Consider the following 19015-nt stretch of genomic DNA (forward strand, 5'->3'; position numbering starts at 1 on the left):
ATCATAATACCATCGCTATGAACAAGCTATTATTAATACCCATCGCCGCAACCCTGGCAGGAGTTATTTCTTTCGGCACCACCGGTAAGATAGTTAAGCCTGCAAAAAATAATAACGACGGTTCAACAGCTGCCATAACGAGCGCAAGCGCCGCCTTGCCACTGGATAAGATCAAAATGCCTGCGGGTTTTTCCATCAGCGTGTATGCTGAGGTTGCAGGCGCGCGATCGATGGTTATGTCACCATCAGGTGTACTCTTTGTCGGGACACAGCGTCCGGGAAAAGTATATGCGTTAAAAGATTCAGACGGTGACAATATAGCTGATAAGAAATGGGAGATCACATCAGGAATGAACAACCCAAACGGCGTTGCCCTCAAGAATGGTGCTCTATATATTGCTGAGATCAGCAAGGTCACCAAATTTGCGGATATTGAGAAGAACCTTGATGCTCCTGGAAAGGGTGAAGTGATCTATGATAAATTCCCAACCGAATGGGCGCACGGGTGGAAATATATCGCCTTCGGGCCTGACGGTAAATTGTATGTGCCGGTAGGGTCACCGGTAAATATCGGCATGCCTGATGACCGTCATGCAGCCATCTTTAGAATGAATGACGACGGTACCGAAATTGAAAAATTCGCAAGTGGTATTCGTAATACAGTTGGTTTTACCTGGAGCCCGACCTCTAAAGAAATGTGGTTTACAGATAACGGCAGGGATATGTTAGGTGATGACGTTCCGTTTTGCGAGTTGAACAAAGCGCCCAAAGCCGGGATGAATTTTGGCTTTCCTTATTTCCATAGCGGCACCATCAAAGATCCCGAATTTGGTGGCACTCATGAGGCATCAGAATTCACGCCACCAGCTCAAAACCTGGGCGCACATGTCGCCCCCCTTGGCCTTAAGTTCTATACGGGAGGCATGTTCCCAACTGAATATAAGGACCAGATCTTTATCGCAGAACATGGCTCGTGGAATCGCACTAAAAAGAACGGTTACCGGGTTAGCCTGGTAAAAGTGAAAGATGGCAAAGCCGAGGGGTATGAAACATTTGCCAGCGGCTGGCTGGATGAAGAAGCTCAGAAAGCCTGGGGAAGACCGGTTGACGTACTTGTATTAAAAGATGGCTCAATGCTTTTATCTGACGATGTTGCGGGGGTTATTTATCGAATTACTTACAAGAAGTAATATATGAAGAGCGCGCTCATAATTTTGGCATTAAGCTTTATTGCGACATTTTCTAATGCACAAAAGAAAGTCTTACCTGTGACCAACGTGACGACCGGAAAAGAGATCTATGCAAAGCATTGTATGACTTGCCACCAGGTAGACGGAGTTGGCGCACAGAACATGATCCCACCATTGATTAAAACCGACTATGTTCTGGGCGATAAGAAGCGCCTTATTAAAATAATATTGAATGGCCTAAAGGGAGATTTAGATGTCAATGGAGATATGTATTCCGGGGAGATGCCTTCGCAAGCGCTTTTGAAGGACGATGAGATAGCAGCGGCACTCACATACGTTCGTAAAAGCTTCGGCAATAGCGCCAGCGCAGTAACCATTAAAGATGTTCGCAGGGTTCGCGCTGCCAATAAAACGATCTCAAAATGAAAACAGTAATTTCTTTCTGCGTACTTGTTAGTGTTTGTCTGGGCTCAGCGTCTTCTACAGCGCAAACAGCTTCCGCAAAAAAACACTAATAGTTTATCTGTCACGCACTAATAATACAAAGGCTGTAGCACAGATCATCCAAAAAGAAGTTGGTGGGACGTTGGTAGCCTTAGAACTTGTAAAACCCTATCCGGCAAATTACCGGGCAACTGTTGATCAGGTTGTTAAGGAGAACGAAACGGGGTACTTACCACCGCTTAAAACCAAAGTTGACATTAGCCGATATGATACCATTTTTGTTGGTTTCCCAACCTGGGGCATGAAGCTACCTCCACCGATGAAAAGCTTTCTGAAGCAGTATGATCTAACGGGTAAAACCATTGTCCCCTTCAATACCAATGCCGGTTATGGCATAGGCAGCACATTCGATACGGTAAAAGAGTTGTGCCCCAAAAGCAAAACCTTGGAGGGTTTCACTATAAAAGGCGGGATAGAAAGAGACGGCGTTCTATTTGTAATGGAAGGTGCAAAGGAAAGACAGGCACAGACCGAAATTCATACTTGGTTAAAGAAACTCAAAATCATAAAATTATGAGCAGGACATTAAAATATATTGTTTCTATATGTCTGATATTGCCTTTTGGACTAAACACAATAGTTTTAGGTCAGCAGGCGAATAACAATGAAGTGACTTTAACTCCCAGGCAAGAAGCCATTATTCCAATTTCAGCACACGCTGCCAAAGGAGACCAGGTTAACCTTAAAGTTGCTTTAGCAGACGGATTGGAGAAAGGCCTGACGGTGAACGAGATCAAAGAAATTTTAGTGCAGCTTTATGCTTATGCGGGCTTTCCAAGAAGTTTGAATGCTATTAATACTTTTCAGGCTGTAGTCAAAGCAAGGGAACAAAAAGGTTTTAAAATTACAGAGGGGAATAAGCCAGGCAGATTAAATTTTGGCGATGACAAATATCAGTTTGGTAAAAACGTTCAAGCCAAACTCACAGGCAGATCTGCAAATTCCACGCAAGATTTCGTTCCGGTTATAGATACCTTTTTAAAGGAACATTTGTTCGCTGATATATTCGGAAGAGACAATATTGATTATCAAAGCCGCGAAATTGCAACTATTTCAATCATAGCAACCATCGGCAATGCTGATAGCCAGCTCAATACTCATCTGAGTGTGGGGCGCAACGTAGGTTTGTCGGAAAAGCAATTGAGAGGTATTGCCGCTAAACTGTCAATTGTTGTCAGTCCTGAAGCGGGAAAGTCAACAACAAAGTATTTAGACACCATGTTTGGATCCGATGGCACCATAGCTATCCCTTCTCTGGAACAACCGATAGTTTTCGTGCCGACGTTTTCAAAAGGAAATAAGGTTAACAGTAACAATTTCACCGGTGAAGTTTGGGTAAACATGCTGATCAGCGATACAGCTACCCGGACATCGGTAGGCAACGTAACTTTTGCTCCAGGCGCGCGCTCAAACTGGCACTTGCATCCTTCGGGGCAGATACTGCTGGTCACGGATGGCATTGGTTATTATCAGGAGAAAGGGCAGACAATGCGTTTAATTAAGAGGGGCGATATCATCAATTGTACTGCTAATGTGGCTCATTGGCATGGTGCTACCATGGACAGTTCTATGTCCCATATTGCTTTAGGGGCGAATATCGAGATGAATTCTGTCAAATGGTTGCAAAAGGTAACAGATGATGAATATAATACCATGATTAGATAATGCGTAAGCTTTCGCAGATTCTATTCAAATCATAATTTTATAGGTAATGACAGTTTTGAATAGGCACTATCTGTTATTCTCCTAACTGTTGTATATATTGATCGAGTTCTTCTGCGTTGAAATAAACCGTACCGCCTAATTTTCTAAATGGTATTTTTCCTTTATTACGCAAGGTTTGTAGAGTTACTTCTGACATACCCAGCAAATCCATAACCTCGTTTGTTTTAAGCCACTTTTTAGGATATTTAACATTTAATAAATTCTCAATGTCGGTAAGTAATTGTTTACGAAACTTTTCTAAATCTTCAGTGGTCAACACTTGTAGTTCCATCTGATTTAATTTTGAAATAAAAAGGGGTAAGCCAGAAAAGGCTTACCCCATGCATTTTTAAATGCCATACCGGTACATCAAATAGAAAATGAACTATCTGCCTCTTATGGGATTTCTAAGTTCATATTCTTGCTGATCGCCTCGGTTTTTGATATTATTCTCAATTAAGGTTGGCAAGCCTGATTCTGATAGCGGGGTAACTTTTGCCGATAAATCTTCTGTTATGGGATACTCTCTTAACAATTCTGATAGATCAGAGCCATATTCCCTTGCTACAGCTATAGGATCAAGTTTTAGTTCATTTGGGATTTCAAGAACAACGATATCTTCCGGTAATTCCATTAGGTCTTCCGGTGGCATATAAAGTTCATGTGTTTGGGTATTGAAAAAACACAGGTAACTATCACCATAATCATCCATCTCAAAATCTTCAAAACTGATATTTTTCCAGGGCTGTTCTGTTTCCCTCATTTGCCTCAATCGCCAGTCCACTGTAAAATCGGTTCCGGCAAGATCTATATGTGGCAGTTTTCCAGATTGACGAATTTTTAACAGTTCTTCGGCCTTTTGTTGCTGAACGGGATCTTCCATGCGAACCCTTATCTTCTCCTGCTTGTGCTGCTCATATTCATCAATTAAGACTTTAAGGAACATATTAGCGATATATGCCTCCCAACTATTGTGAGATTGGGGAGAAAGCCGGTTGTTATGAAAAAGCATGTTATCGGCTTGGTTAACTTCATGTTCGTTCCATGTTTTCAAACTTTCCCTGGCAGCATCGAAGTTTTTGTGTTCCGCGAATTTTAGAACAAGCTCTACAGGAAACATGGGACCATAAAGATCATTCAGTTCCTTTTCCGTTATCGTCCCGGTTGATTTAAACGCGGGCTGTTTTGAAGGGTCCATAAAATTGAGTGATGGGGCTAAGGGAAGCCTGGTTAGGGTGAGATAGGTAAAAAATAAAAGTCCCCAAACACTCGCTGCCGGGGACTTTCAACCTAAACCTTATCACAATTAACCGGCAGGTCGCCGGTACATTAGATGTTGCAAATTATCAATTATTTTCAATAATGTCTTCTATACGCAGTGTTACGACTATAATCATTAAACCTGCGCTGGTACTCCCGTTCTTCATTTAATCTTTTATAAAGAACGCTGCACCGCCATGCACAAGCACCGCAAGCTATAAAGGCAACCGCTAAACAGGTTATGGTTTCCTTTCTCGCCTCTGCCTTTTGAGCTTCGGTCATTTCGGCCTTGGTATGCTTCCTCGCAACAGCCCCAAAAAAGGCGAACATGGTAATGACGCAGGCTAATAATATGTTACGTACAATGGCTTTCATGACAATCATTTATTAATTAAAATTACTAATTAAATTAGTAATTTCCAAGTACTTACTTAATTTAATTCGTAAATATTATTGTTTTTACGGGCGCTCAAAACCCTATCCCGAATGGTATCAAGGATGCCGGATTCAGCGATACCCTCAAAGCGGATAACCTTGTTTTCTTCATCCGTACTTTTTAAGGTAAGGTGCATCAGTTTGCATATTTGCAACATGAACGGCTGGGTAATAATATAATCCTTCACCCGGAACATCTCCACCTGGTCAATTCGTTTAAAGAATATGCCTTTTGTGATCAGTATATATTCTACGCTAACCAGATATTTAAAACTTCGGAGATATAGGAGACGGTACCAGGCCAGTCCGCATACAGCGAGGCTAAATAGAACAAAATAAGGCGAGAGGTACCATGCCAGCAGCAGAAACGTCAGCGCTAACAGGATAAGCGGAAATGCTTTGAAAAAGGCAAACAGCATGGCCGGCCTTAGTAAAATATCATCGTTCTGAGTCATATTTTAATTGGTCTAAAAAGGTAAATGCCAGACGGGGCTTCGACGAACGAAAACGGGGGCGCAGCGCAAAGGCTTCTTCAAACGCATAAAGGCTGAAAATACCGGCATCCATTGTTACCTGTCTTTTATTGGTAACAATATGAATCTGCGCCCCCGAAAGGAATACATGAACGGCAATATTCCTGATGCCTCCGGCCACTTTGACCGAGGTAATATGGCCTACGATATCGTTATCAAATATTAAAGTGATTTTCCGTCCAGGATAATTTTGCCTGATCCAATCCACCTGTTCAACATAAAGCCTGTTGCCGATAGCAATAAATGCTATCTGATCCAGCCGTGGAAAACGGTGGCGGTTTAGGGTAATAAACGCCATCGCTTCCATAACTGAATACGTAATGATCAGATGTGTTGCATTAGGCAACCCGGCAGTCCACAGATTTTGGGTGGAGGGCACGATGTGATATCCGGGGCCATAACGTTCATATTGATCGCCATAGCTAAAGGAAAGTTCGTAGGTCACACCAAAAAAAGCCTGGATCTCCAAAGGAATGCCAAGCTTTGTTAAAAGGTTGTTCACCTTCCTTTTCGGGATTGGGACCGTTCAAACTCGTGCGGCTTAAATCCATGCTGATTTTCAATATCCTTAATAGCCTGATAATATCCGGGGCTTAATTTCGTGGCCGCCGCCTGGTCACGTTTCTTATTGAATAAGCTGTTTAGCCCTTTGTAAATCATATAGGTTAAACCGCCATCCATCAGGATAGAAGCCACCAGGGCCAGTTTGTTGGACCGTATGCCATGCTTATCTGTTGCAGAATAGCTAAAGCGGGTTCCGTCAGGTATCTGCACCTCCTTACCTTTTCTGTAGTTCTCTTTTTGTGCCTGGGTCAGAAATTCGTTATTGACCATATCAGGCGCTAAGATCCTCTCCGTATCAGAAACGATAAACTCTTTTGTTTCCGGGTCGTATTCGACCAGCATCTCTTTTTTAGTGCCGTGGTTATCGAGTGCGATCCTCAGCACACTCCCTACCTCACCCTTTTGCAGTTGCATGGCTTCATTTTTAGTTAACAGGTCGGGAATTTCCGCATCGCGGTAGATCGGGTGGATCAAAAGATCCAACTGGCCCTTTTCATTTGGCTTTAAAGATATCTTCGCATTTATCGATTTGATCTTGATATTGTCGGCTTCCAGGTCATGCAATTCCATTAAGCCTGTACGGCGACCTGAAAGCAGCGCTTTCAGGTCATCGACGTTTAAAAGGAGCTGGCCTCCTGAGGCCAGCCCGATGGTCTCCAGGTCCTTGACCGGGAGATCATTTTCGTGAAACGTTATCGGGTTCATATTAACGGCCTATTTTTTGAGTTTGCCCCTGTTCCTCGGACTGGCCCCGTTCTTCCTCTAAAACCAATTCCGGTTCACGAGGATTGGTTTTGGCCTCCAGCAAGGATTTGTAAAGCCCGTATTCCGGCTTTAGAACTTTGCGGGTCCCTTCGGCATCTTCTACTTTAATGCTTTTGGTTTTATAGGTTTCCAGTACCTTATAGGTGGTATCCATATAGGCGATCTCATCACCTTTATTAAATCCTATAGTTTCGGAACCCTGTTTTTGTTCCCGTTTTTGAGAAACGCCCAATAGCAGGTTGGCTATTTTTTGTGCATCACGGGATGCTTTGACAATCTCAAAAGGTTCATCCTTTAAGATCTTGGCAAAGTTGTTCATATAGGCAGCTTGCTGCCCAAAGTTATGGCCGATCTTTAACTCACCACCGATCAGGATACCGGCAATGGCGGCGCGCATTTCTTCGCGCGCGTAATCAAGAGAACCAAATTTACCCTCCATCGGACGGTTAAGACGGCTTTCATGGCCACTCCAGTGCGCCAGTTGGTGAATGGCAGCCTGCAGGTATTTGGTTTCGTTCTCAAAATGTTCCGGCTCGGGCATAATGATCGCGTCGCGAACCTTGTCATAATAAGCCTCCTGACCACCGTGAATGATCACCGCTTTGCTGTCATCGATCAGTTTTGCAGCCCTTTCGATGGGTGAAAGGGTTTGGCCTTCATTTTGTTTGGCCAAAAACTCTTCCAATGGTTCGAGGTCTTTCAGCTGGCTGCCATTGAAAAGGAAAGCCTGGCCCCGCTGCGGTTTATCAAATTCTACCTTTTTGGTTTGGGTAACACCCGCATCATCCTTGATGACCTTACCCTCTGCGGTGCGGATAGCCTGGATGTCGCTGGTTTTTGGGAACTCGATCAGGGTACCGGTTTCATCCTTTTTTACCCAGTTCCCGGCATAACGCGCGGCATCAGCCGACATCCAGCGTGGGTCTTCATGGCGCTGCATACCGAGGATCAGCGCATTCATGGCACTATAGCCTTTCCCGGTTGTTGGATTGATCGGTTTAACAAAGGCAGGCATGCCATTTTCTTTAACCGGTTTTTGAAACAGGGAGTTACCCTCTTTGATCTCAGCGATCAGCTTGTCTGAAAGCTGGATCGGCAGTGGTTTGAAATTTTTGCTCATTTTCTTGTTTTTTAAGCAGTTCGTATAAAAATTTGATTGGATTGATGTATTGATGCCTGTAGCAAATGCTGAAGTGCAAATGCTCGCCGGTCACGTGTCCGGTAGCTCCGGTGATGCCGATAGGCTCACCGGCGGTTACGCTATCGGTAGGTATTACAAAAATTTGGCTGAGGTGGCCGTATATGGATTCGACCGCGCCATGAGCCAGCCGAATGTTTATGCCCAGGCCATTATCATAGCCGGTCGATCTGACCATACCGCTAAGGATAGCATAAACAGTATCATGGCGGGCTTTGAGATCGACACCCGCATGCATGGCGTATTTGCCGGTAAGCGGATGGATTCGGTAACCGTATTCGGAATTTATTTTTAGATGTTTAAGGGGCAGGCAGACCAGGCAAAAGCTGATCAGTAGTTTCATCGGCTGTAAGATTTCGCCAATTCCTGTTTTTGAGCAGGGACGATCGAATCCAACACTTTCTCCTGCAAACCAGGATGATCGTTGGCAATAGCTAATGCGGAGTACAAGGCCTGGGATGTGCCCCTGTCCTGCAAGAGCATGATCTTGTACATGGCCTTAAAATCATCGAGCGGCATGGACGAGCCATTGCTGGTCAGGTCATTGAAGATCTCTTGTTTATCTTTCAGCATCATGACCTGCGCAGCAGGGTAAAATGCTTCCCCGCCCTCGGGGAACCGTACATAATTTTCTGTTTCAGACCTGGCATAGGTTAACACGCCGATCTGGCCCCGTTTTGCTTCCCGGTCAATTTCTAAATCCGGCTGCACCAAAACGAGTGTACCGGCTAAGGTTTGATTTTCCATGATAATTATTGTTTAATGTTTACCTGCCAATTTTTCGGGTTGGCGTTAAGTCCAGGACCTCGTTCAGCCTGATGGTCGCCTCACGATGGAGTTCCGGGTCATCCTGCAGGAGTATATAGGCCTTTGCCAGCTGCTCGGGCAATCCCGATGACTGCAGCAAAGCCAGTGTTTGGAGATTTTGTGCTACAGGAGGCCATTGCACGGACTTGAATTTTTCCGCCAATTCCTTTAACTCTTCGGTTGTTTTCAGGACAAACAGTGTTTTTGCGCTGAAGGCATCTACTTCCTCGTCCTCAAATCCTACCCATATTTTATCAGCCTCAAAGTCTGTAAATTCAATGAGGCCTATTTGGCCAACGTGGTCAGAAGTCCAAAGGACTGGGCTGACCATGACCATTATGCCTATGGTTTCTTCCTGTTTCATGTATATTGCTTTAAATGTTTGTTTGATTGTATAGAAGGAGTTTGGCCTGTAAGGGGCTATCTTTTCAAACCCCTGGTTTGATCTACTCCAAGAAACTGATCTAAACCAATGGTTACCGCATCGTGAATGTTACCGTTCTTTTTAACCAGCTCCATCGCCGTGCGGATATGTTTTTCCGTTCCATGATCCAGTAAGAGCGCGATGTTTTTGAGGTCTTTAAAATCATCAACGGATAAGGTCAGCGCATTTTCATGCAGGAAATCATAGATGTCGCCCGGCTCTTTGAAGGTGAGCAGCGCATCAGCGCCGTAGAAGCCAACCTGGTGGTCATCAAAACCCACATAAAATTCATCGGTGTTAAGAATCGCGGCCGTAATAAAACCGATCTCACCCTGCTTATGTACAGGGTCATCTTTGAGGTCAGGGTGCACCAGCAAATAGTGCGGTAACTGTCTTTCGTTTGTTTCTTCTTTCATTTCTTCATGGTGGCTTTAACTGGTGTATTCGGTGCTGGCGGTTTGAATGCCAGTACCATTTCTTGTATCTCCTGGCTGATATGGTTAAAGTTCTGCCGGAGTTTTTCATCCAGCTTCCCGCCGAAATCATAAAAGGAAGGCAAAGTTTTATAGCCCTTTTCTTCCCGTTTAATGGCCTCCATATCAAGATTGATCCGGCAATTAATGGCGGAGGTTTCAAACTGGCCGGTAAATTTTTCCTGTGCATCGGCGGCAATTACGCCAACCATTTCGCCGGAATTGAGGGAGGCTATTTTCCCTGCCGGGATCAAGGCTTCCAATTTTTCATTCAGGGAGGTCGAAGTTTTATTGCGGTCGATGGACAAGCCCTCCCCGATCTGTTTGGATTTGCCAAATAATCGTTCCAGCCATTCCAATGTATCCTTATTCCTGACCGAACCTGAAAGGACGGTACCCACTACGGCGGTGATGGTGGCTGCGGTATCTTTACCATATTGTTGATTGAATTGGGGCAATTCCTGCAGACCCATCAACACGGCTACCTTATTAGACCTGGCTGTTGCAATTAAATTTTCCACCCGGTGAACGAATAAGGTGGGCACTTCATCCACGATCAGTGCCGAAGGTAAATTGCCTTTAGTATTGATCAGCTTGGTCAGGCGGTTAATGATAATAGAATAGCAGGCCGAATTGATATTTTGGGTATTCGGATCGTTAGCCAGTACGAGCATACCGGGATTTTCCTTATCGGAGATCTTCAAATCGAAGTCGTTTCCCGAGAATACCCAGTACGTTTCTTTAGTTGCCAGCCTGCTAATAAAGATCTTCAGCGTACCAATCTGCCCCTCCAATTGGTCGAATGCCTTAGCATTGTAAGCAGTCATAAATGGTGACAGTAGGGAACGCAATTCCGGCTCCGAAGTCAGCGCGTTAAATATTTCCTCATAAGAGCGGTTCAGGAAGGCCAACACATGAGGGAAGCTGGAATAGATTCCTCCTTTGTATTTGCTCATGAAATAAACACAGGAGGCTAAGAAATTAATTGCAGATTGCGTGAAGAACTGGTCGCTGCCTCCGGAACGGTCGCCTTTTTTCAATGCTTCCACTAAGGCTTCTGCGGTTTCCGCTGCATCGGCCAAAGACTTGATATAATCCGCCCTCCAGGGGTTGATCCTGCGACTTCTTTCAATATCATTTAAATTGATCACATGAAAGGCAAAACCTTTAAGTTTTCCATTCTGCTTGGCCAGCAGGTAATGGTAATAGGCGATATGGCCCAGATCAGGAAATTTGAAATCGTAAAGACATACCGCGAACTCTTTAGCGATCAGCTGACGGATAAAGGGATTAACTATACTAAAGGATTTACCCGAACCGGGCGTACCGATCACCATGGTACCACGAAATACATTGCAGATATTGATCCATCCGTTCCTCACCTTGCCCTTGTAATAGAAAAGCATGGGAATGTTGACCGAATATGGCGTATCCACCCGCTTGACCGGCTGCATGAAGCTTTCTGCCTCCGTGTTCCATTTATCCTTGCCCAAACCGGATTTGATGAACTTGGAAATATTGTCCATTGACACACTTACCATAAGGGCCCCTGCGAAAGAGCAAACGAGGTAAAGAAGGTTATACCAGCTGGTATAAGCAAATGCTACCGGGGAGGCACGACCCGCAAAAACAAGGCTGCCGAAGAATAAAAATAGACCGATTGCAAGCGGATAGATGATATGCTTTTTAGGGTCGAGGTCTGTTTTCTTTTTTGCCAGCGTACCGATGCTCACCAGGCAGATGAGGCCAAACGTGGTCAATTTGCTATAGACCAGATTGGAATAAATAATAAGGTGGCTGATCTTATCCAGTGGAGTAAAAAAAATGCCCCAGAAAGGGGCATCATGGTAAATAAAAATAGCAGCTTCTAAACCTATGGATATATAGATGGCGCATTGCAGAAACCCATGGAGTTTTTGCTGCTCTCTGGTTTCTTCCATAATAAGGATGGTTATTAAATGAAAAAGCCACCGGCTTTTGCGGGTGACTTATATAGCTTAGCTATATAAATTTGCGGTTAGCGCTCCTTAATCTTGCGCCTTAAATACCGCTTGATTATTTTATGCACTTTATTTCCTCCGTTGATCGGTGCAAAAACAATATGCTCCGGCCAGACCGGTGATTTTGATGCAGCAGCGATTTCATGTGGAAAAGCGGTGTTATGGTAAGTCAGATTGATAAAGAAGCCTTTGGCTTTTTTACGGCAAGTAATCTCGTTGAAACTAATCGAATTCCAGCAATTATTAACTTCATAAAAACAATTGTACTTTTTATCTACAAAAAAATACCTGCCTGCTATTTCAGCCAAAGGCAGCCTTATGTCTGATTCTATCCGCCATTCCGGATTGAGTTCATCAAGCTTTGCAGCCTCCCCATCCGGGTCTAAAGCGCTAAAGGAATGAAACCAGTAAACGAGGATATTTTCGGGTGGCGTTTGGGCAAAAGGGCCTTTATAGCTGTTTTTGATCGAGGGATCATACCAAAGTTCAATATGATCTTTAAAAGAACGCGTTTCGTGCATATCAATCTTGTTTTCGGGGTTCGCAACCTCCAAAAGATATTGCCATTGGGCATCAACAAAAAATAAGGTATCACCCAATTTAATCACCGGGCGCGGCCTTGTATAAGCGCTAATCTGTTTCATAATTAAGTTTTAAGTGTTTGTTAACGTTTAATACCCAGCGATACTTCCTCAAGGGGCTCATTGTCATCTTCTATGGACAGCTGCGCTGCCTGTGCCAGCTTTTCTCTTTCAGCAATTTTTTGGTTAATCTCCATTTCCAGTTTCTCCATATCCTTTTTCAAGGAAGCCAGTTCATACTCCTGGTCAAATGGCCTTTGGGAAAGTTCACGGACTTCGGGAATCTGTTTGTTGACGCCTACCAATTCCTTTTCGTAACGTTCCGCCATTCCAACAACCCGGTTGATCGCATCTAAAAAATACCTGGCGGCGTGTTTGGGATTATCAATATTAGGCGCCCCGCCGTTTTGCATGTATTTGATGCCGGTAGACCGGCTCTCTGCATACAGCGAGGTTACATGGGTGATCCTGCTTGAAAATCCTTCCTCAATAGTTTGCAGCTTGCGCCTGATAAAAAGATCGAAGCCGTACAATTCACCTAAATGAAGGTCGGGTTGGTTAAAATCTGTGGGGGCCCAGTTTTTATATAACCCGATCAGGTGATTGCCAATAGCAACCGTGTCGGCCAAAGCAATATCCTTGAGTTTAAGAGGATTTTGCTTGGTGCCGTCTTCATCAAATTTCAGCACTTGTTTGTAGCTAACTTCATCTTTACGGACCAACTCCAAAGTTGATTGCGTATCCCGGCTTTTCTTTTCCAGGTCTTCCAACAAGTAACGGCTGCGGGCCACTTCTTTAAAGTGAGCGCCTTTATAACCTTCCAATTCTGCAACCTTCTTTTCGAGCCGTGTCTTTTCCAATAATGAGGTATCACCGGATAATATGGCGATATACTCAGAGAAACTCATGCCGCTCTGTTCGTCCATAGCACCTTCATCCAGCGTACGCACAGACAATTCATTATTCTTCATCTGGCTGATAAAAATTTGCTTGTTTTTAAGCAGGTTGAATTTGTAGTTGTCCAGTGATTGCTCGACCGCATAAATAAAATTTCTAACCTTGTTGCCATAAAACTGCTTGGCCAGCCAGTTTCCTTGCCGGGCACCACGGCCATCGCGCTGCTCCAGTTCCGAAGGTTTCCAGGGGATATCCAGATGGTGCATGGCAACGATGCGTTCCTGAACATTCAGACCCGTTCCCGCTTTTTCGGTGCTGCCAATCAGAATCCTGATCTCCCCGGCGTTCATTTTTCTAAACAGCTCTTTCCGCTGCTTATCCGTTGCCCAGTTGTGTATAAAAGTGATCTGGTTAGCCGGGATATTAAAATCATTGATCAGTTTATCCCGGAGGGCATCATACACATTAAACTCGTCGGTTTTTGGCGTGCCGATGTCGCTGAAAATGATCTGTGTGCCTTTATGCGGGGTGCTTTCATGATAGATCTCCGCTACGTTTCGGGCGCAAACATTTACCTTATTACCGGGGTGGTCGCCATATTTTTCCGGGTTAACGAGGCGCATATCCACAGCCATTTTCTTGGCATAGTTGGTTGCGATCAGCATCCGGCCCTTATCTTCATCCTTAGTCAGGGGACGCCTCCCAATTAAAGTGGCATCACCGTTCTTTGCGAATTGCATCAGCCGTTTAATGAAGTCCTGCTGATCCGGCGTGGGTTTTATATTGACCAGAGTTTCGTCAATTTCCGGCTTGTCAAGATTGATATGTTTGGCTGTCTTATAGTCCGTAATTTGGTTATAAAACAGCGCAAGTTCGGGTACTTTGATAAAGTGGCGAAACCGTTCTTTCGCCCTGATCTCGTTGGTTACAGTAAATTCAAAATCGACCGTTTTACGGGCATAAACCGCCGCCCAGGCATCAAAATTGGATATTTGTTGCCTTTCCAATTCTCTTGGCCGGAGATACTTAAAGATCAGGTACATTTCCGTCAGACTATTGGAAATTGGAGTGCCGGAAAGAAAAGTTGCACACAGGTCCGTATCGTAGCGGTCCTGTAAAGTGCGGATGGCAAAAAGCATGTTAAGCGCTTTCTGACTGCCTGCCATGTTCCCCAAACCTGCAACTTTAGTATGCCTGGTGGTAAACGTGAGGTTCTTAAACTTATGGGATTCATCAATGAACAGATGGTCAATAGCCATTTCCCGGAAATTGATACCGGTATCCTTTCTGTTTTCGATGGCATCGATCACGCTTTTCAGCTTGGCTTCCAGGTTTTCCTTCCTGATCTCTAAACCTTTCAGTTTCTCTTTGGTGATCTCTTCACCCTGGTCCTGGAGAGCCAGGAGATCGAGTTCCGTATTGTCCAGTTCGATTTCTAAGATCTGCCGCTGAATTTCAGGGTCCTGTGGGATTTTTCCAAATTGGTCATGTGTTAAAATGATGCAGTCCCAATTGTTATTTTTTATTTCGTGAAAAATGCGTTTCCGTTTTGACGGCTCAAAATCATTTTCGCCCGGTGCCAATAATTTAGCTTTTGGATAAGCCAGCCGGAACGTATCGGTGATCTGCTGTACATTAGCCTTTAAAGCCAATATCATTGGTTTATGAACGATCCCCAACCTTTTCATTTCCATGGCTGCGATGATCATGGTCAGGGTTTTGCCAAGGCCCACCTCATGGTCGATCAGCCCGCCATTATTTTGAATCAACCGCCAGGCAGCATTTCGCTGCGAGGGATAAAGGTCTAAGATCTTTAAAGCTTTAAAATCAAGGCCCGGAAAGGTCAGGTGACTTCCATCATATTCGCGCAGCGCATAACAGTTGTACGTGTCATTGTATAACTTTTCTAAGTACTGCTTATCCTCATTTGGCAGTTCGAGCAACCAAAGCAGGTAACGCGCCCTGATATTATCGACTTTGCGGTGCGCATTTTGTATCGCTTCAGTATCCGGTACCCGTACCACTTTGCCATACTGCTCAACCGGATAGGTAAAATGAGGATTGGTGTTAAGCAGCGCATATTCCAGCAATGTGCGTCCGGTTATCTTGTTGCTTTCCTTTGGCGTGACCGAAAACTCTTCATTGGTTATCGTATTGCCTTTTTTGGCATAGCTTACCTTATAGTCATCTATAGATGCCAGGTAATTGATCTTGGTATCCAGTTTGAAAAGGTCGGTTGCAAACCGCTGGTAATAACCAATCGGCACCCAGCGCTCCCCAAGATTAAAATCAAGCCTTTCGAATGGTATGCGTTCAGGCTGTACACGCCGGATAGCGGCAAGGCTTCTGGCGAACTGAAGGTTTTGCGGATCTTCCCCGGCCAGCTTTTCTGCTGCCTGAAGTTTTTGAACCACGTTACCGGAAAGATAATTATCCGTCGTTTCCCAGTTCAGTGTCTCCGGGTTTTGCAGGATCTGCTTATCCAGTTGCAGGATGATCTCATCCGGTGTTAAACCGGTGATCTGTCCGATAAGCGTTAAATCCACCCTGCCGGTGTCGTTCAGGCATCTTGCCAGCGCTTCGGCAGGATCATCGGTTTTCAGCATTTCCTTTTGCTGAAAAAGCGGGCCGTAAAATATATCAGAGCGAACAAATTTGTCGCCTTCCCGGATTTCAAGGGAGGACAAAATTTTGAAGCCCAATGCCGCATCATTTAGGATACGGTTCCGGTTGGCATTTTTATTGAGTTCACCATATTTAGCGACGAAACCCTCATAGCAATAATTGAGCGATTTACGCAGTTCGGGGAACTGGATCTCGTGCTCATTTTCGTAGCCGGATAATTCAAGGTAGATATCCCGCAGGGTTAGGTAATCTTCGTAAAATGGTAGTTCCGGCTGCGGATCAAGGGCATCGAATTTAGCCTCGAAATTATGGGGTTCACCGATCAGGCCAAGCTTGCCGTTAAAGTTGACCAGGGTATCCTTGACATAAAAAGGTTTCAGGTCGGTAAATGCTTTTGGCTTGTCAGGTTGTAATTTAAAAGCCGGTTCGAGACTGGTATCCCCTTCATAGCGATAGTCATGCCCGAAATGTTTCAATTTAACCGACAGGTTATCCAACTCCTGGCCGAGGGTGATGCCGGACATCCATTTTCCGGGAAATGAAATTTCGGATAGGTTACTATACAGCTTATAGGCGTACCTGTTATTTACTTTAGCACGGGCGGTTAATAATACAATACTGTCATGCATTGGCCTGGCAGTTGTGCGGATAACACTGATCTGGCGTACTGTACCGGCATCCACGAATTGTTTATCCAAATCATCCAGGAAAGCTATAGCCTTATTATTCTCGTCGGTTTGAACAGGAGCGTCAAATAAACCTAACTGGCCAAAACTTAAACCTGTTTTATCATCTGATTTTGCAGGTTGTGGTACTGGTAGAAAGGTAAACTGTTTAAGTTGTGCCTCTTTTTTGTCAAAGGAAATGGCTTCCCACTTGCCATAATTGAAATTGGCAAAACCGGCAATCAGCTGTTCTTTAAGCAAAGGAACGATGTCCTGCATGTTGCCGTTTTGCCAGGCGACGCGGGAAGCTTTGCCTCTTGCATTGGTACCTTCAATGATCTCATCGGCGTAAACCAATTCATTTTTATCCGCTAACCAGGCATTCAGGTGGTATTTACCAAATGAATTTTGCACTTCTACGGTATCAATCAGCAGGCCTTCCGCTTCTGTAAGCGTTTCTTTCGAATCGTTTTTCTGTACCAGGATCAGGTGCATGCCAACTTCTACATTCGCATTTTCCTTCATCAGGTTAGCGGGCAGCACAGCTACGCTCAACAGGTCTGCCGAGGTAAACAGGTATTTACGCGCAGTTTCATTAGAGGGGTTGTTCAGGAATGCTTCGGTAACGATATAGGCTAAGATGCCGCCATCCTTAATTTTATCCAGCCCCTTGGCGAAGAAATAAGTATGCACTTTAGCCGAGATACCACTCTTGTTATAGGCGGGGTCATGAACGGCGATCTTACCAAAAGGTATGTTACTGATCACCATATCAGATTGCGCTTTTTCCGTCGCTGCTGTTTCTTCCAGCTTTTTGATCTGAACGGCTACGGGCAATTGATAAACTGAACATAAGGCAGTCAGGATCTTGCCGGTGAGGATATCCTTTTCAACCGCATTAATTTGTTGCAATCCGTCAAATGCGGCTACGGCCTCCTCAATAAATACACCGGCCCCCGCGCTTGGCTCGTATAAGCGTTTCGGTAAAATATTGGCTTCCCGCATGGCGACATAAATCGCCCTGGGGATATAATCCGGCGTGTAATAAGCGGTTTGCGAACTGCTTTTGAGCGCATCAATTGCTGATTTGTAATTAGCGGCGGTTAGTTTTTCCTGAAGCAGGGTATGAAGTTCCATGACCTGCGGATAAAGTTTAATATCAGCGGCGGATGCGCCGAATTTTGCCCATTCTGTTAATTCACCGGGAGGAAACAGGACGGCTTTTAAGCCGCCGAACCCTGCGTATTTCTTCAGCGCTTCTAATTCTGTTTCGGTGAGTTGCTGGCCAGTAAAGTCCAGCGCGATTCGGATGGCCGCAATATTGTCTGCCATTTTCCTTACCGGATTAAATGCCATGTTAAACCTCCTGTAAATAATTTGCTATGGTTCCGATCACTTCATATTTTAAGAAGCGGTCGTCCTCGTCCAAGCCTTTGATGAGCGGGGCACAGAGTTCGAGGATATTGGTAAGCTCGTAGTGGAGAATCCCGTGGTTGGAAAAGCGGAGATATGCCCTTAAAAATTCTTCTTCCAACACAAGCTTTACATAATCGTAGCCTATGGAATCAGTCATAAAAATTGGTATGAATTAATTAGGCAGCGTATCCGCATCCAGTATATCCTGGTAGGAAATACTCAGGGTAATGACACGGCCGGAAAGTTGCTTTTCGCTTAGTTCCGCGTGCAGCACCTTATTACCAGGAAAAGACATCTTTTTAAAGACAAAGATGTTCCGGTAATTTTTGGAGAAAGCAGGCGGACTAAACAACACAAACTCCGGTTTTATTTCAACCGATTGGTTATTGGCCGCTTTGGTGACTTTTTTATCATCAACCTTAAACCGGAAATCATCAATGTCATATTTCAGGTTAGTTTTGTTGTGATAGCCGATATCGAGAAATATATAATCACCAACCGTATATACATGGTTCAACGCTCCTTTGATGCCAAAGGCCTTTACCTTTTCCATATGTTTATCCGGGCTTTTGGCGATCAGGCTGAGGGCTAACCCTTTCAGTTGGTTTTGGGACAGGCCGATGCCGGAGATATCCAATGGCAGCATATCTGCCGGAACAATATTTATCTCGGTAGGCACTCCCGGATAACCCGGCAATAAACGGTATTGTGCAATAAATTTTTCACCTGCAACGGTAACCACTGAACCTAAAAAGGATTTGAGTGAATCGCGCAGTTTTAAGCGCAGGACGTTTTTAAGCGGCAAATCACCAACCAGGTCTTTTGTTGAGATATCTACATATTGTATAGGCTCCGGTGAGATAAAATGAATGGTCAGGTTTTCAGGCAGGTAAACTACAGGTAGTTTTTCCTGGGCATAAAGGGTTGGGGCGCAGAGCACCAAAAGGCAGAAAAAAATGATTTTCATGTTTTTT

20 protein-coding genes are annotated in these 19015 nt (G+C 44.5%); 4 read left to right on the forward strand and 16 right to left on the reverse strand.

The genetic code is table 11. The features are described 5' to 3' along the window. Window positions 1-17: 17 nt before the first annotated feature. The 4 genes from GWR56_RS10055 to GWR56_RS10070 are packed head-to-tail and all read left to right on the forward strand — an operon-like array spanning window position 18 to window position 3359. On the forward strand, window positions 18-1190 hold the full coding sequence (locus GWR56_RS10055; protein WP_162431069.1) for a sorbosone dehydrogenase family protein: 1173 nt from the start codon (window positions 18-20) through the stop codon (window positions 1188-1190). A gap of 3 nt (window positions 1191-1193) precedes the next feature. After that, window positions 1194-1616, forward strand: a complete 423-nt coding sequence (locus tag GWR56_RS10060; protein ID WP_162431071.1) for a cytochrome c — start codon at window positions 1194-1196, stop codon at window positions 1614-1616. 34 nt (window positions 1617-1650) lie between these two features. After that, window positions 1651-2211, forward strand: a complete 561-nt coding sequence (locus GWR56_RS10065; RefSeq protein WP_162431073.1) for a flavodoxin — start codon at window positions 1651-1653, stop codon at window positions 2209-2211. Beyond that, window positions 2208-3359: a carboxymuconolactone decarboxylase family protein gene (locus tag GWR56_RS10070; protein ID WP_162431075.1), complete on the forward strand. Its 1152-nt coding sequence runs from the start codon at window positions 2208-2210 to the stop codon at window positions 3357-3359. The genes GWR56_RS10065 and GWR56_RS10070 overlap by 4 nt, the downstream gene beginning before the upstream one ends. 73 nt (window positions 3360-3432) lie before the next feature. Here GWR56_RS10070 and GWR56_RS10075 read toward each other — a convergent pair whose 3' ends face one another. The 16 genes from GWR56_RS10075 to GWR56_RS10150 form a co-directional block, all read right to left on the reverse strand. Next, window positions 3433-3690, reverse strand: coding sequence for a helix-turn-helix domain-containing protein (locus GWR56_RS10075; protein ID WP_162431077.1), 258 nt, complete (start codon window positions 3688-3690; stop codon window positions 3433-3435). Window positions 3691-3783: 93 nt separating this feature from the next. After that, window positions 3784-4596 (reverse strand): hypothetical protein, encoded by an 813-nt coding sequence (locus GWR56_RS10080; RefSeq protein ID WP_162431079.1) that lies wholly within the window; start codon window positions 4594-4596, stop codon window positions 3784-3786. Between the two features lie 158 nt (window positions 4597-4754). After that, complete coding sequence (locus GWR56_RS10085; RefSeq protein WP_162431081.1) at window positions 4755-5033, reverse strand: hypothetical protein; 279 nt, start codon at window positions 5031-5033, stop codon at window positions 4755-4757. A gap of 56 nt (window positions 5034-5089) precedes the next feature. Further along, window positions 5090-5548, reverse strand: a complete 459-nt coding sequence (locus GWR56_RS10090) for a PH domain-containing protein (RefSeq protein WP_162431082.1) — start codon at window positions 5546-5548, stop codon at window positions 5090-5092. Then, a complete protein-coding gene (locus GWR56_RS10095; protein WP_162431084.1) occupies window positions 5532-6128 on the reverse strand; it encodes a hypothetical protein in 597 nt (198 codons plus the stop codon). Before GWR56_RS10095 ends, GWR56_RS10090 begins: the two co-directional genes overlap by 17 nt. Next, window positions 6125-6895, reverse strand: a complete 771-nt coding sequence (locus tag GWR56_RS10100) for a DUF4099 domain-containing protein (protein WP_162431086.1) — start codon at window positions 6893-6895, stop codon at window positions 6125-6127. Before GWR56_RS10100 ends, GWR56_RS10095 begins: the two co-directional genes overlap by 4 nt. 1 nt (window position 6896) lies before the next feature. After that, window positions 6897-8075, reverse strand: a complete 1179-nt coding sequence (locus tag GWR56_RS10105) for a zincin-like metallopeptidase domain-containing protein (RefSeq protein WP_162431088.1) — start codon at window positions 8073-8075, stop codon at window positions 6897-6899. Further along, window positions 8020-8496, reverse strand: a complete 477-nt coding sequence (locus GWR56_RS10110) for a M23 family metallopeptidase (RefSeq protein WP_162431090.1) — start codon at window positions 8494-8496, stop codon at window positions 8020-8022. Before GWR56_RS10110 ends, GWR56_RS10105 begins: the two co-directional genes overlap by 56 nt. Beyond that, window positions 8493-8900, reverse strand: a complete 408-nt coding sequence (locus tag GWR56_RS10115) for a hypothetical protein (RefSeq protein WP_162431092.1) — start codon at window positions 8898-8900, stop codon at window positions 8493-8495. Before GWR56_RS10115 ends, GWR56_RS10110 begins: the two co-directional genes overlap by 4 nt. Before the next feature lie 19 nt (window positions 8901-8919). Beyond that, the gene (locus GWR56_RS10120) at window positions 8920-9291 is read right to left on the reverse strand and encodes a hypothetical protein (RefSeq protein ID WP_162431093.1); all 372 of its coding nucleotides are present in this window, start codon (window positions 9289-9291) and stop codon (window positions 8920-8922) included. An 89-nt stretch (window positions 9292-9380) separates the two neighbouring features. Beyond that, complete coding sequence (locus tag GWR56_RS10125; protein ID WP_162431095.1) at window positions 9381-9800, reverse strand: hypothetical protein; 420 nt, start codon at window positions 9798-9800, stop codon at window positions 9381-9383. Continuing rightward, window positions 9797-11797, reverse strand: coding sequence for a type IV secretion system DNA-binding domain-containing protein (locus tag GWR56_RS10130; RefSeq protein WP_162431097.1), 2001 nt, complete (start codon window positions 11795-11797; stop codon window positions 9797-9799). Before GWR56_RS10130 ends, GWR56_RS10125 begins: the two co-directional genes overlap by 4 nt. Window positions 11798-11874: 77 nt before the next feature. Continuing rightward, window positions 11875-12501, reverse strand: a complete 627-nt coding sequence (locus GWR56_RS10135; protein WP_162431099.1) for a hypothetical protein — start codon at window positions 12499-12501, stop codon at window positions 11875-11877. 20 nt (window positions 12502-12521) lie between these two features. After that, window positions 12522-17981, reverse strand: coding sequence for a helicase-related protein (locus GWR56_RS10140; RefSeq protein WP_162431101.1), 5460 nt, complete (start codon window positions 17979-17981; stop codon window positions 12522-12524). Window position 17982: 1 nt separating this feature from the next. Then, window positions 17983-18198 (reverse strand): hypothetical protein, encoded by a 216-nt coding sequence (locus tag GWR56_RS10145; RefSeq protein ID WP_162431103.1) that lies wholly within the window; start codon window positions 18196-18198, stop codon window positions 17983-17985. Between the two features lie 15 nt (window positions 18199-18213). Next, window positions 18214-19008, reverse strand: coding sequence for a DUF4138 domain-containing protein (locus tag GWR56_RS10150; RefSeq protein WP_162431105.1), 795 nt, complete (start codon window positions 19006-19008; stop codon window positions 18214-18216). Window positions 19009-19015: the final 7 nt, after the last annotated feature.

It is taken from the genome of Mucilaginibacter sp. 14171R-50, assembly GCF_010093045.1.
Lineage (GTDB): Bacteria > Bacteroidota > Bacteroidia > Sphingobacteriales > Sphingobacteriaceae > Mucilaginibacter.